The following is a 12,709-nucleotide window of genomic DNA, read 5'->3' as shown; positions in this document are numbered from 1 at the left end:
CGCTTCGCTGCTCGCGCCTCAGCCAGCGGTAACGGCTCGTCGCTTCGCTGCTCGCGCCTCAGCCAGCGGTAACGGCTCGTCGCTTCGCTCCTCGCACCGCAGCCGGCGGGGAGGTCAGCTGCCGTACGCGATGCGCGACGACGGGTCCGGCTCCTCCTGGGCGAGCCGGTCCTCGATCGTCTCGTCGTGGGTGATGTCGTCGGTGTGGAGGGCGGCGTCGACGGGGGTCTGCGGGTCCTCCGGAACCATCGCGGCGGCGTCGGCCCCGTCGTCGATCAGGTCCTCCGTGCCGAGGTCCTCGGCGGTCACCTCGCCGTAGGGGTGCTCGGCGTCCGCGATCTCCTCCGGGTCCAGCTGCTCGAGGCCGTCGATGCTGCCGTCCTGTGCGTCCATGCTCATGCATCCAGCGTTGCACGGGATCGGGCACAAGCAAGGCCGAACCCGTCTCGACGGTATGTGGCGCATGCCACCGGTTGCCAGACTCACACAGGGCCGAGATCGGGAGGCCCCACAGCTTGGGGGCGTACCGGCAGATCGCAGGTTTGCAGTCCTGAGATCGTAGGTTTGCAGATCCCAGGTCGTAGATTCTCCGTGACCGGGGCGGGACTCTACTGGTCGAAGAGGCCGCGGATGTCGGCGGCCGTGATGGCGCCGGAGGAGAACGAGCCCGAGTCGATGACGGAGGTGAAGAGGTCGCGCTTGCGCTCCTGCAGCGCCACCACCTTCTCCTCGATTGTGTCCTCCGAGACCATCCGGTAGACGTTGACCGAGCGGGTCTGGCCGATCCTGTGCGTGCGGTCGATGGCCTGGTTCTCGGCCGCCGGGTTCCACCACGGGTCGAGGACGAACACGTAGTCCGCCTCGGTCAGGGTCAGGCCGAAGCCTCCGGCCTTCAGCGAGATGAGGAACACCGGGTCGTCGCCCTCGCGGAACTGCGCGATCCTGGCGGGCCGGTCCCGCGTCCTGCCGTCGAGGTAGACGTAGCTGATGCCCGCCTCGTCGAACGCCTCGCGCACGAGCTTGAGGTAGCCGGTGAAGCTGCTGAACACGAGCGCCCGATGCCCCTCCGCGGCCAGCTCGGTCATCTGCTCGACCAGCGAGGTGACCTTCGCCGACGGTGCCCCGGACGCGTGCGCGGCCTCCACCAACACGGGGTCCAGCGCGAGCTGGCGCAGCATGGTGAGCGCGCGGAAGATGGCGACGCGGTTGCGGTCCATGTCGTCCAGCATCCCCAGCACCCGCTGCCGCTCGCGCTGCAGGTAGCGGTCGTAGACCTTGCGGTGCGCGGGGGTCAGCTCCACGCGCTGGACCTGCTCGATCTTCTCCGGCAGCTCCTCCACCACCTCGCGCTTGGTGCGGCGCAGGACGAAGGGCTTGATCCGCCGTCGGAGCACCTCGAGCGCCTCCCGGTCCCGCTCCACCTCGATGGGCTTGCGAAACCGCTCGGTGAAGTGGTCCGGGCGCGGGAAGAGGCCGGGCGCGCTCAGCGACAGCATGGACCACAGGTCCATCAGCGAGTTCTCCAGCGGGGTGCCGGTGATGGCCAGCGTGAACGGGGCGCCCATGCGCCTGGCCGCCTGGTAGGTGCGCGAGCGGTGGTTCTTGACGAACTGGGCCTCGTCGAGGATCAGTCCGCTCCACGGGAGGGCCCGGTACTCGGCGTCCTCGAGCCTCATGAGCGTGTACGAGGTGACCACGACGTGCGCCCCCTCCACCGCCGCCGCGACATCGTCGCCCCGGCGCTTCCCCGTGGCCGTGATGGCCGCGACCCTCAACTGCGGCGCGAACTTCGCCGCCTCGTCCACCCAGGTGCCCACCACGCTGGCGGGGGCGACGACCAGGACGGGCCTCCCGTCGAGGGACCCGGCCTCGCGGGCGCGCTCCAGCAGCGCGAGGGTCTGGAGGGTCTTGCCCAGGCCCATGTCGTCGGCGAGCACCCCGCCCAGCCCGGCGTCCCACAGGGCGGTCAGCCACTCGTAGCCGCGCAGCTGGTAGGGCCGCAGCGTCGCGTCGAGCCCCGCGGGCACGGGCACGTCCGAGCGGTCCGCGTCGGGCATCAGGCGTTCGACGGCGGCCAGCCACCGCTTGCTCTGCCGCGCGACGACGCCCAGCTCGACGAGCTCCTCCCACAGCGCCGCCTGGTAGGGGCCGATGCGCAGCGGGCCGCTGGGGTCGCCGTCGGTGAGCTCGCGGGCCTCCTCGATGAGCCGGCGGAGGTCCTGCAGCTCGGGGATGTCGAGGCGGAACCACGTGCCGGAGTCCAGCAGCAGGGCGTCGTCCCCGGAGGCCAGCGCCAGAAACAGCTGCTGGAAGGGCACCTCCTGGCCGTCGACGGTCACAGTGATGTGCAGGTTGAACCAGTCGCGGTCCTCGGAGTCCTCCGCGGTCAGCTGCACGACGGGGGCCTCGGAGGCCTCCTCGTACGCCGCCCGGTCGCCCTCGTGCTCCACGTGCACCCCCGTCTCGAGGAGGTGGGGGAGGGTGTCGGTGAGGAATGCCGCGGCCGCCATGCCGACCAGCTCGAGGTGCGGGATCAGGGTGGGGCGCGGGTCGCCCTCGAGGAGCGTCGGGTCGACGATGCTGAGGAGGGCCACCACCTCGTCGCTGAGGCGCCGCTCGGTGGGGATGTCGCGCGGCGGGTCCCCGGCCGAGTGGGCGAGCGGGACCAGCGTGTCCCCCTCACCGGCCACGGGGGAGGGGTAGGCGAAGCCCCACTCGAGCCGGGCCACGTGTGCCGGGAGATGCGTGATGCGCAGGCTCATGGCCGGTGGCCTGATGTCTGGCGCCTCGACGGTGCCGTCCGAGGTGGTCACGGCCCCCGCGCGGGCGAGCGCCGGGTAGTAGAGGGTGAGGAAGCGGTTGACGTCCTCGCCGGGGATGTCGACGGCCTGCCCGGCGAGGAGGAGCCGGTCCAGGCCCTCCGCGGGCGGGGCGGCCAGCTGCCAGAGCCGCAGCACGCCGCCGTCGAGATGCCCCACCCCGTGCGCCGGGCTCCCGAACAGCAGCGTCCGCCCCGTCTCGCCGGGATCCACGACGGAGGCGCGCGGGTGGGCGCTGATGCCGCCGTCGGCGGTGCGGGTGAGGTCCAGGGACACGGTGGCTGCGCCGTCGCAGATCCGCACGCTGCGCAGCCCCTCGCCCGCGATGAGCGTGACCCCGGTGGCCACGACCCGCTTGAGCAGCGGCCAGCAGAGGGGGCCGAGGGCCGCGAGGTCCACCGTCGAGGGAGTGCCGTAGGAGTAGCCGTTCTCGGGGCTGAGCGCGTGCAGCTGCGCCAGCGACGCGCGCTGCGCGTGGTTGAGCTCGGCGGACCTCCACGCCTGCGTGACGTCCCCCCAGGACGCACCCGTCTTCACCCAGGGGGTGCGGACCCCCTCGCGGAGGGGCTGCAGGACGATGCGGGTGGTGGGGGTGCCGTAGTAGGAGGGGGCGACGGCGAACTCCAGCGCCAGGGCGCGCCCCGTGCCGGCGGCGGCGTCGCCGACGTTGACCAGCTTGCCGAGCTCGGTCTCCCAGGTCTGGACGCCGGTGCGGCCGCCGAGCCGGGCCCGGGCCGCGAGCAGCACCGCGACGACGTGCTTGCAGGAGCGCCCCATCGGGCAGCTGCACCAGTTGTCGAGGCGCCTGCCCGAGCGGGTGACCTCCACCTCGTAGACCTGGCGCCCGCTCCCGCGCACCGTCGCGGAGAGCTCGTCGGGGACGGAGTAGAGATCGCGGACGTGCCCTGACTCGTGGTAGCTCTTCCCCCGGAAGTAGGTGGATGCGCCGAAGATCCGCTTCAGCTCGGGTTCCGTGAACTCCCGGACCCACTCGACGTCTCGGGCTTCCATAACGGACGAGGGTACTCGTCCGGGCCCTCGCCGCGATCACCGGCCGGGCCCGCGGTCACGTCACTCAGGTCGCGGTGATGCCCTCGTAGAGCCCGATGTGGTTGCCGAACGGATCCTCGAAGATGGCCCACCAGCTGGTGTCGCTGATCGGCGCCTTGGCCATGAGGACCCGCCCGCCGCTCGCCTCGGCCTTGGCGAGCGTGTCGTCGATGGAGTCCACCTCCACGTAGGAGCGGGGCTGCGTGAAGCCCTCCGAGCGCGGGGCCAGGCCGCCGCCGCTGATCTTGTTGGGCGCCTGCCACATGGGGTAGCCCTCGAAGCCGGGCATCTCGGCGATCTGCCAGCCGAACAGGCCGCCGTAGAAGCTCTGGGCCTGGTCCAGGTCGCTGACCGGGATGTCGATGTGGGTGATGTCTCCGTGCGGCATCTCTCTCCTCTCACGGCCGCCCGTCCAGACGGCGATGGGCTCAGTCTGCATCGCGACGGCTTCCCGCGGAACCCCTCCGCCCCCGGATCCCGATATCCACAGGCCGGATCTGAACTCGTCGAAGTCATCCACAGGTCGTCGAAGGGCCCTTGAGCGGCGGCTGCCGGCTGGTTGCAGTCCCTCGCGCCACCGAGGCGCGTATCACGGGTGATACGGTTAGGGGATGGGAGTGGTGAGTGTCAGGGACCTGCGCAACCGCAGCGCAGATCTGTTGGCCAGGGTGGCGTTGGGTGAGAGCTTCACGGTGACGCGGGACGGGGAGCCCGTGGCCGCCGTCGTGCCGCTGCCTCGCCGACGCTGGGGGGCTGCTCAACTCGTGGAGAGGTGGAAGGCCCTGCCTCGGGTTGACGCCGCCGCGGTCAGGGCTGACATCGACCGCGTGCTGGACCCAACGCTGTGACCGCCGGGGCCGGCCGGGCCGCGGAGGGCATCCTCGACACGTCGGCCGTCATCGGCCTCGGTGGGCTGGACCCGCTCTCCCTCCCGGCCGAGCCGCTCATCACCGCGGTGACCATGGCGGAGCTGTCGGTTGGGCCGCACGTGGCGCGGACCGAGGCGGAGCGGGCCGCGCGTCAGGCGCTGGTGCAGCAGGCCGAGGCGGACTTCGAGCCCATCCCGTTCGACGCAGCCGCGGCGCGGGCCTTCGGAGTCGTCGCCGCGGCGCTGCGTTCGGCAGGCCGCAAGCCCGCCGCCAGGGCGTATGACGCGCTCATCGCCGCGACCGCCATGTCGCGGGGGTTGCCTCTCTACACGGCCAATCCGAGGGACTTCGACGGCATCCCTGATCTCGACGTGCGCGCCGTCCTGCCCGGTCAGGCAGCGGGTTGACCAGGCAGGACGACGACGGCGAGGGTCAGTAGCGCAGCCGCGCCAGCGCCGGGCCGTCCCACGAGTCGCCGAGGTGGTCGGGGCGGACGGCCACCACCCGGCCGCCCTGGTCCAGCACCAGCAGTGCCACCTTGGCGAGCAGGTCGGTGACCGCCGGCGCGAACAGGTCAGCGGTCCGCTCGTAGGCCAACTCGCCGGAGGCGGGATCCAGGGTCCCCCAGACGTCGCGGGTGACGTCGAACCAGAAGGTGTCGACGGCGCCGCTGACGGCCTGCCGGGCGATGGCCGCGAGGTCGCGCTCCATCCGGCCCGGGTCTCCGTCGCTGAGGGCCCGAAGCTCGGCCTCGGTGTCGGCCACGTTGAGCTCGGCCAGCTGCTCGCGGATCTCCTCGTCGATCTGGGCAGCGTTGAGCCGGTCCGGGTTGCCCGGGATGAGCACGAGGCGGCGGCCGTCCTTGCGCTGGCCGAACTGCGCGGCGAGGGTCTCGTCGGCGAAGACGAACAGCGTCAGCTTCTCGTCGGGGTCGAGGCGGGCCAGCTCGGTGCGGGCCGCGTCTGCCACCCTCTTGGCGTACAGGTCGTGCACGTCTCCCGACAACCGGTCGTCCCCGCGGCCCGCGGCGTCGCGGTTTGTGGCCTCCGCGGCGCTGCCCGGGTACGTGCCCGCAAGCTCGATCTGGGACACGCGCTCCTCCGCGGTGGCGTGCCAGAGGCCCCATGCGTTCTCCGACAGGGTGATCGCGAACGCCTCCTGGGGCTGGCTCACGCTGCGCAGGAGCTGGCCCACCGCGAAGTGCACGCCCGCGTGCACCTCGTCCTCGAGCTGGTTCGGCAGGACGAACACCTCGCTGACGCCGGGCGCGGCAAAGACGGCGAGCGAACGCGACAGCTTGCCCCACAGCTCGTGGTCCTCGAGGATCGCGTCGCGCGTGGCGGCGATGCTCTCGCGCACCCCGCGGTCCACCCCATGCTCGTCCAGCTCCCGGAGGGCGGCGTCGAAGCCGCTCTTCAGCGCCACCTGCGCCCGGTCACGCTCCGACGGCTGCGGCGATGTCTCGACATAGACCGAGACGGCCCCGGCGAAGTCGCCGTCGAGGGCCCGCAGGTCTTCGGGTGTGGGGAGCTGGTGATGTGTGGACATGGCGCCTCCATTGGTCGATCGAACCCCCAACCTAGGACGCACTCCCGCCGCCGCCCTTCCCCCGCACTGGGTGGTTCGGCCCCTCGTGCGGCAGGCTGGCGCCCATGAGCGGCGTTCTTGACCTGAGGGTTCTCCTCGAGACGATGTCCCCCGAGGTGCGCCCCGGGCGCTTCGTGTTCGTGGTCGCCGTCGGGCCGGTGGACGCGGAGGCGCAGGCGAGCGTCGTCGAGCCCGAGGGGCTGAGCCTGGTGCTCCGGCAGGAGGACGCCGACAGGCTTGGCCTGACCTACGACTACGTGGCCGGGTGGATCACGCTGGCGGTGCACTCGTCGCTCGCCGCCGTCGGGCTGACCGCGGCGGTGAGCGTCGCGCTGGCGGAGGAGGGGATCAGCTGCAACGTGATCGCCGGGTACCACCACGACCACCTGCTGGTGCCCGTTGAGCGCGTCGACGACGCACTGGCCGCGTTGCTGAGGCGCGCGGATCAGTAGATGAAGAACGCGAACATGTCGGGGTTGTGCGCGTGCACGATGGCCATGAAGACGATGGCGTCGAAGAGCAGGTGTACGAGCAGCACGTAGAGCAGCGATCCGGTGCGCGCGAAGAGGAAGCCCTGCACCAGCGCGAACGGGATGGTCAGCAGCGGCCCCCACTCGCGGTAGCCCAGCTCCCACAGGAACGACACGAAGATGGTGGCCTGGAGCAGGTTGGCCAGCCACACCGGGAAGTGGCGCCGCAGCAGCGCGAAGCACGTGCAGATGAAGAACAGCTCGTCCCAGGTGCCCACCGCGTTGACGCCGACGAAGAAGCGGGCGAGCTCGCTGGCGTCGGTGATCTGCGGCCAGTTGAGGTAGGCGCCGGAGCGGATGAAATAGAAGGGAAGGATGGCCCAGCCCAGGAACGGCACCGCGATCACGTAGACCATCTCGAGCCTGGTCCACCGGTGCTCGCCGCGCCACGGGAACCGGATGGCCCGCCGGCGGTACACCACCCGGTCGATGAGGAGCGGGACGGAGACGGCCAGGATCAGCACCGCGCCGATGATGATGAACCGCTCCCAGCTGACGTCGGCCTCCACGGAGGTGGCGCTCACGATCGCGACGCCCACCCCGATCAGCAGTAGGTCCTTGCCGAGCTCGCGATCGAGCAGGTGGGCGGCCAGCAGGCTGAGCAGCAGCAGCGCGTGCCCCCACCCCGCGAGCTGGAACGCGAACAGCAGGACCGCGGAGAGGGACACGCCAACGGCGGGGAGCAGCTCGCGCGCCGTCCAGGCGCGGGCTGCCGGCGGGGGGTGCGCCTCGGCGGGCGTCGAGTCGGGGGAGGCCATGGCACGAGCATTCCTCATCAGGGCGGGTCCTGCGCCTCGACGGCGGGTCCGGTCACCGTCGCCAGCCCATCCCATGCGCCCGAACTCGCTCGCGGCGGCCGCGCCCCGCCCATGATTGACCCCATGGATGACACGGCGGAGGCTGCCGGTGCCGCGAGGAGGTTCCCGGTCTGGGAACTCGGCGTCGGAGGGGCCGTGGCCGGCCTGTACCTGGCGCTCGGCAGGCTCGACCGGGCGATCGGGGAGTCGGACGCGCAGGCGGGGGCCTCCCTCATGGCGACGGTGAGCGGGCCGCGGTGGCCGCTGCCGCTGCCTGGGGCCGAGTCCCGTCCCTGGGCCACGCTGTTCGCGCTCGACGACGCCGCCGGGCCTGGCATCTGGGCGTTCACCGTCGTCGACTCTGCGATGGCGGTGTTGTACGGGCTGTTGCTGTCGCGGCTGCTCAGGGCGCGAGTGTCGCGGCCGGGTGAGGGGCCCCCGTCGCCCCTGCGGCTGATCACGACGCCGCGGCCGCGGATCGCGTGGGTGGCCGCCGGCGCCGACCTCACCGAGAATGCGCTCCTGTTGGCCGTCTTCCTCACCGGGCGCGACGGCGGCCGGATGAGCGGAGGGCTCGCCGCGGTGACGTCCCTGGTCACGTTCGTGAAGTGGGGTGCGCTCGTGCTCGCGGTGGTCCCGCTGCTGGCGGCGGCCGTCGCGTGGGTGCGCCGTAGGACGCGCTGACCGCGCGCACCAAAGTTCGGCGGCGCACGCAAATAGCCCGCTCCGCCCGGGCGCACATCTCCCGATGGCCGACGGCGGGAGGGGCCCTCGCCTAGTGTGGGGTGGATCGACGGTGCCGTGCCGCCGCTGGACGAGGGAGTTCATCATGAGCGATCACACGTACAAGATCATCGAGATCGTCGGGAGCTCGAGCGAGGGCCTGGAACAGGCCATCGACGGCGCCGTGGCCCGCGCCGCTCAGACGGTCCAGCACCTGGACTGGTTCGAGGTCACCGAGATCCGCGGCCACATCGCCGACGGCAAGGTGGCCCACTACCAGGTGGGGCTGAAGATCGGCTTCCGCCTCGACGACCACGTCGGGTAGCCGACGGTCTGGGCGCTGAACACCCGGCCCGGCGCGCCTGTGTGGGCGCCCCGGCGCGTGGCCGGTGAGTTGACTCGATAGGCTCGGAGGCGTAGTCAACGACGACCACAGGAGGTCACCATGCCCACGCTCGCCATCATCGGTGCCGGATCCGGCCTCGGCGCCGCCGTCGCCCGGCGCTTCGCCCGCGAGGGCTTCGCGGTGGCGCTCATCTCCCGCACGGCGTCGCGGGTCCATGCCCTCGCCGAGGAACTGGCAGGGGAGGGAATCACCGCGCGTGGCTACGTGGCCAACGTCCGCGACCATGAGTCGCTCCGCGCCGCGCTCGACGACGCCGCCGCCGACCTCGGGCCCATCGACGTGCTCCAGTACAGCCCACTGCCCGCGAAGGAGTTCCTGCGTCCGGTGCTGGAAACCACCGTCGAGGATCTGCAGCCGGCGATCGAGTTCTCGGTGTACGGGCCGCTCGTGGCCATCCATCACGTCATGCAGCACATGCGGTTCCGCGGCGGCGGCACGGTGCTGCTCGTCAACGGCGGCAGCGCGGTGCGGCCGGTGGCGAAGTTCGCGGGCACGTCGGTGGCGTTCGCCGGCGAGTCCGCGCTGGGGCAGATGCTGCACGACGCCCTCAAGCCGGACAAGATCCACGTCACGCAGCTGATCATCCCCGGCGGAATCATCGAGGGCCACCCGCGCAAGGATCCGCTGGTCCTGGCCGAGCGGCTGTGGGAGATGCACGCCACGAAGGACCAGTTCCGCCACTTCGCGGGAGACATGGACCTCGACGGCTGATCCCGCGCCGCCCTGCGGGGGTGCTCGCCTCCAGTGTCGGTTCTGACCGGCCTGACCCGGCTCGAACCGACGCTGGGGCGCGATCGGCGGCCGACCCTCGACGACGGGGGCCGGGGGCGGGCCGCTCCGGGGCGGTGCCAGGATGGGGGCATGACCGACGACCGCCCCTGGGTGCAGCACTACCAGCCGGGGGTCCCGGCAGACATCGAGATCCCCACCACCTCCCTGGTGGAGATGTCCGAGGAGGCGGTGGCCAGGGGCGGCGACGGCGTGGCGCTGCAGTTCTTCGGCCGCGAGACCACCTACCGGCAGCTGGGTGACCAGATCTCACGCGCCGCCGAGGGGCTTCGCAGGCTCGGGGTCCGCGCGGGCGACCGCGTGGCGCTCATCCTCCCCAACTGCCCCCAGCACGTCGTCGCGTTCTACGCGGTGCTGCGGCTGGGCGCCATCGTCGTGGAGCACAACCCGCTCTACACCGCCCGGGAGTTGCGCCACCTGTTCGAGGACCACGGCGCGCGCGTGGTGATCGCCTGGGACGCTGCGGTGGCGAAGATCCGGGAGCAGCCCAGCGACATCGAGCTGGACCACATCGTCTCGGTGAACCTGCTCCGCGCGTTCCCCCTGGTCAAGCGGCTTGCGCTGCAACTGCCCGTTGCGAAGCTGCGCGCCACCCGGGACCGGCTGACCCAGCCGGCACCGGGCACCATGCCGTGGGAGGAGCTGCTCCGCGCGCCTGCGCTGGACGCCGGGCACCCGCGCCCCGCCGTCGACGACGTGGCCGTCATCCAGTACACCAGCGGCACCACGGGGCGGGCCAAGGGCGCCGTCCTCACCCACCGCAACCTGTACGCCAACGCGCTGCAGGGCGCGGCGTGGATGCACGACGCCGTCGACGGCCGCGAGGTGATCTACGCCGTCCTGCCCATGTTCCACGCGTTCGGGATGACGCTGTATCTGACCTTCGGCATCCTCAAGCGCGCCCGGATCGTGCTGTTCCCGAGCTTCGACGCCGACCTGGTGCTCGACGCCGCCCGCCGCACCCCGCCGACGGTGTACTGCGCGGTCCCGCCGATCTACGAGAAGACGGCCAGGCTTGCGCAGGAGCGGGGCGTGAGCCTGAGGTCGGCCAGGTTCTGCATCTCGGGGGCGATGAACCTGACGGACCCGATCGTCGAGCTGTGGGAGTCGGTCGCGGGTGGGCTGCTCGTCGAGGGGTACGGGCTCACCGAGTGCTCGCCCGTGGCGCTGGGCAACCCGTTCCACCCGTCGCGCCGCACCGGCACCATCGGGGTCCCGTTCCCGAGCACCCGGATGCGCGTGGTGGACCCCGACGACCCGTCCCGTGAGGTCCCACAAGGGGAGTCCGGGGAGCTGCTGCTCGCCGGACCGCAGGTCTTCCAGGGCTACTGGAACGCGCCGGAGGAGACCGAGGCGGTGCTGCTGCCTGACGGGTGGCTCCGCACGGGCGACCTCGTCACGGTGGACGCGGACGGTTTCACCACGATCGTCGACCGGGTCAAGGAGCTCATCATCACGGGCGGCTTCAACGTCTCGCCCACAGAGGTCGAGGCGGTGCTCCGCGCGCACGAGGACATCGACGACGCCGCCGTCGTCGGCCTGCCACTCGAGGGCGGGGGAGAGCGCGTCGTCGCGGAGGTGGTCGCGCGTCCGGGCGCGACGGTGCATCCCGAGGCGGTCCGGACGTGGTGCCGGGAGAGGCTGGCCGCCTACAAGGTGCCGCGCGAGGTGGTGGTGGTCGACGAGCTGCCGAAGTCGATGCTGGGGAAGGTGCTGCGCAAGCAGGTGCGCGACCGCCTCGCAGCCCGCTGACCGCTCCCTGTGGGGGCCGACTCACCTCGTTGGCTGAGGTGCGGGGAGCGCCGTCTTCGTTGGCTGAGGTGCCGCGGAGCGGCCTCGAAGCTGTGAGTCTGGTGTCACCACCTCATTGGTGGTGTTGTTGGGATCGACGGTCGCGTCGTGACTCTCCTCGAAGCTGGCCCTCCGGGTGCCTTGGTCAGGACATGTCCGGCGTGAGCGTCGACCCCGACCCGAGCAGAAACCAGTGGCCTGATTCAGGAGCTTGACCAACCAGCGTCAGCAGCGCCGGTTGTGTCCCATCACAGTTGTGCCTAGTCCCTGCCCGGATCGGAACCCGATGGTTGACGTCCATGGAAGGGGACGCATGTCCAGTGTGAAGAATCTCCGCGAGCTTGTCGACCTCGTGATCGGGGTCGACACCCACGAGCAGTTCCACGTCGCCGCGGCCGTTGACGCGGTCACCGGCGGGGTGCTCGACACGATCAAGACCCCGGCCGACCCGGCCGGCTATCAGCAGCTCATCGACTGGGCCCACACCCGTCCCGGCCGGCGCGGGTGGGCCATCGAGGGCACCAACAGCCACGGCATCGGCCTGACCCGCGCCCTGGCCGGCGAACTGGTGGTCGAGGTCGACCGACCAGAGCGGATCAAGCGCCGCAACGGCGCAAAGTCCGACTCCATCGACGCGGTCCGGGCAGCCCGGGACGCGTTGGGCCGGGACTCCCTGTCCACCCCGCGGGCGGTCACCGGTGACCGTGCCGCGCTCCAGGTCCTTGTCACCAGCAGACACCTGACGATCACGCAGGCCACCGACACCGAACGCCAACTCCGCTCGATGGTGCTCACCGCCCCCGACGAGCTCCGGTCACGGTTCACCGGCCGCAAGACCGCCCCGATGGTCACCCAGGCCCTGAAACTACGACCCCACACCAATGACGACCCCCTGACCGGGATCCTGATGCCGGTACTGAAGGAACTCGCACAGCGGGCCCGGTCGCTGCGGCTCTACGCCAAGGCCCTGCAACGGCAGATCCTCGACATCGTCAGGAAGTGGCGCCCTGACCTGCTCGACCTCAACGGCGTCGGACCGATCGTCGCGGCGAGCCTGCTGCTGGTGTGGTCCCATCCCGGACGCGTCCACTCCGAGGCCGCATTCGCGATGCTCTCCGGAACCGCCCCCATCCCGGCCACCAGCGGCACACAACAGACCAGACACCGCCTTAACCGCTCCGGCGACCGCCACCTCAACCAGGCCATCCACACCATCATCCTCTGCAGACAACGCAACGACCCAGCCACCAAGGCCTACATCGAACGCCGCACCGCTGAAGGCCGAACCAAGCGAGAGATCCGCCGCTGCCTCAAACGATACGTCGCCCGCCAGACCTTCAGAATCCTC

The 12,709-nt window shown here is 71.3% G+C and carries 13 protein-coding genes; 8 read left to right on the top strand and 5 right to left on the bottom strand.

Annotation, left to right across the window (positions count from 1 at the left end; translation table 11 throughout):
- Nucleotides 1-114: 114 nt before the first annotated feature.
- The 3 genes from ACZK5D_RS15740 to ACZK5D_RS15730 form a co-directional block, all read right to left on the bottom strand.
- Complete coding sequence (locus ACZK5D_RS15740; protein ID WP_463665978.1) at nt 115-399, bottom strand: hypothetical protein; 285 nt, start codon at nt 397-399, stop codon at nt 115-117.
- Nucleotides 400-608: 209 nt separating this feature from the next.
- Complete coding sequence (locus ACZK5D_RS15735) at nt 609-3,830, bottom strand: DEAD/DEAH box helicase (RefSeq protein ID WP_463665977.1); 3,222 nt, start codon at nt 3,828-3,830, stop codon at nt 609-611.
- Between the two features lie 64 nt (nt 3,831-3,894).
- Entirely contained in the window at nt 3,895-4,308 is a 414-nt protein-coding gene (locus ACZK5D_RS15730) for a VOC family protein (RefSeq protein WP_463665976.1), read from the bottom strand.
- A gap of 172 nt (nt 4,309-4,480) precedes the next feature.
- Here ACZK5D_RS15730 and ACZK5D_RS15725 point away from each other — a divergent pair, with 172 nt between their 5' ends.
- Complete coding sequence (locus ACZK5D_RS15725; RefSeq protein ID WP_463665975.1) at nt 4,481-4,717, top strand: type II toxin-antitoxin system Phd/YefM family antitoxin; 237 nt, start codon at nt 4,481-4,483, stop codon at nt 4,715-4,717.
- A complete protein-coding gene (locus ACZK5D_RS15720; RefSeq protein WP_463665974.1) occupies nt 4,714-5,145 on the top strand; it encodes a type II toxin-antitoxin system VapC family toxin in 432 nt (143 codons plus the stop codon). Before ACZK5D_RS15725 ends, ACZK5D_RS15720 begins: the two co-directional genes overlap by 4 nt.
- Before the next feature lie 25 nt (nt 5,146-5,170).
- On the opposite strand, the gene ACZK5D_RS15715 is transcribed toward ACZK5D_RS15720, so the two are convergent.
- Nucleotides 5,171-6,286, bottom strand: a complete 1,116-nt coding sequence (locus ACZK5D_RS15715) for a hypothetical protein (protein ID WP_463665973.1) — start codon at nt 6,284-6,286, stop codon at nt 5,171-5,173.
- Between the two features lie 104 nt (nt 6,287-6,390).
- On the opposite strand from ACZK5D_RS15715, the gene ACZK5D_RS15710 reads away from it, so the two are divergent.
- Nucleotides 6,391-6,777 (top strand): ACT domain-containing protein, encoded by a 387-nt coding sequence (locus tag ACZK5D_RS15710; RefSeq protein ID WP_458995862.1) that lies wholly within the window; start codon nt 6,391-6,393, stop codon nt 6,775-6,777.
- On the opposite strand, the gene ACZK5D_RS15705 is transcribed toward ACZK5D_RS15710, so the two are convergent.
- Complete coding sequence (locus tag ACZK5D_RS15705) at nt 6,771-7,631, bottom strand: CPBP family glutamic-type intramembrane protease (RefSeq protein WP_463665972.1); 861 nt, start codon at nt 7,629-7,631, stop codon at nt 6,771-6,773. The genes ACZK5D_RS15710 and ACZK5D_RS15705 overlap by 7 nt on opposite strands.
- A 105-nt stretch (nt 7,632-7,736) precedes the next feature.
- Here ACZK5D_RS15705 and ACZK5D_RS15700 point away from each other — a divergent pair, with 105 nt between their 5' ends.
- From ACZK5D_RS15700 to ACZK5D_RS15680, 5 genes are all read left to right on the top strand, one after another.
- Nucleotides 7,737-8,336, top strand: a complete 600-nt coding sequence (locus tag ACZK5D_RS15700) for a hypothetical protein (RefSeq protein ID WP_463665971.1) — start codon at nt 7,737-7,739, stop codon at nt 8,334-8,336.
- Nucleotides 8,337-8,481: 145 nt separating this feature from the next.
- The gene (locus tag ACZK5D_RS15695; protein WP_463665970.1) at nt 8,482-8,700 is read left to right on the top strand and encodes a dodecin; all 219 of its coding nucleotides are present in this window, start codon (nt 8,482-8,484) and stop codon (nt 8,698-8,700) included.
- 120 nt (nt 8,701-8,820) lie between these two features.
- Nucleotides 8,821-9,492, top strand: coding sequence for an SDR family NAD(P)-dependent oxidoreductase (locus ACZK5D_RS15690; RefSeq protein ID WP_463665969.1), 672 nt, complete (start codon nt 8,821-8,823; stop codon nt 9,490-9,492).
- 150 nt (nt 9,493-9,642) lie between these two features.
- On the top strand, nt 9,643-11,322 hold the full coding sequence (locus ACZK5D_RS15685) for a long-chain-fatty-acid--CoA ligase (RefSeq protein ID WP_463665968.1): 1,680 nt from the start codon (nt 9,643-9,645) through the stop codon (nt 11,320-11,322).
- Between the two features lie 352 nt (nt 11,323-11,674).
- Nucleotides 11,675-12,709: IS110 family RNA-guided transposase (locus tag ACZK5D_RS15680; protein ID WP_463665531.1), on the top strand; the 1,035-nt coding region annotated here is incomplete at its 3' end.

The sequence above is a fragment of the Tessaracoccus yangjingae genome (assembly GCF_055326235.1).
Note: the sequence above shows the minus strand (reverse complement) of the source record. Positions and strands in the feature narration are given on the sequence as shown.

Excerpts from the sequence above, each read along its gene's own strand:
- ACZK5D_RS15690 (WP_463665969.1), top strand. The coding sequence starts at position 8,821 with ATGCCCACGCTCGCCATCATCGGTGCCGGATCCGGCCTCGGCGCCGCC.
- ACZK5D_RS15700 (WP_463665971.1), top strand. The coding sequence starts at position 7,737 with ATGGATGACACGGCGGAGGCTGCCGGTGCCGCGAGGAGGTTCCCGGTC.
- ACZK5D_RS15740 (WP_463665978.1), bottom strand. The coding sequence starts at position 399 with ATGAGCATGGACGCACAGGACGGCAGCATCGACGGCCTCGAGCAGCTG.
- ACZK5D_RS15710 (WP_458995862.1), top strand. The coding sequence starts at position 6,391 with ATGAGCGGCGTTCTTGACCTGAGGGTTCTCCTCGAGACGATGTCCCCC.
- ACZK5D_RS15685 (WP_463665968.1), top strand. The coding sequence starts at position 9,643 with ATGACCGACGACCGCCCCTGGGTGCAGCACTACCAGCCGGGGGTCCCG.
- ACZK5D_RS15715 (WP_463665973.1), bottom strand. The coding sequence starts at position 6,286 with ATGTCCACACATCACCAGCTCCCCACACCCGAAGACCTGCGGGCCCTC.
- ACZK5D_RS15735 (WP_463665977.1), bottom strand. The coding sequence starts at position 3,830 with ATGGAAGCCCGAGACGTCGAGTGGGTCCGGGAGTTCACGGAACCCGAG.
- ACZK5D_RS15695 (WP_463665970.1), top strand. The coding sequence starts at position 8,482 with ATGAGCGATCACACGTACAAGATCATCGAGATCGTCGGGAGCTCGAGC.
- ACZK5D_RS15730 (WP_463665976.1), bottom strand. The coding sequence starts at position 4,308 with ATGCAGACTGAGCCCATCGCCGTCTGGACGGGCGGCCGTGAGAGGAGA.
- ACZK5D_RS15725 (WP_463665975.1), top strand. The coding sequence starts at position 4,481 with ATGGGAGTGGTGAGTGTCAGGGACCTGCGCAACCGCAGCGCAGATCTG.
- ACZK5D_RS15705 (WP_463665972.1), bottom strand. The coding sequence starts at position 7,631 with ATGAGGAATGCTCGTGCCATGGCCTCCCCCGACTCGACGCCCGCCGAG.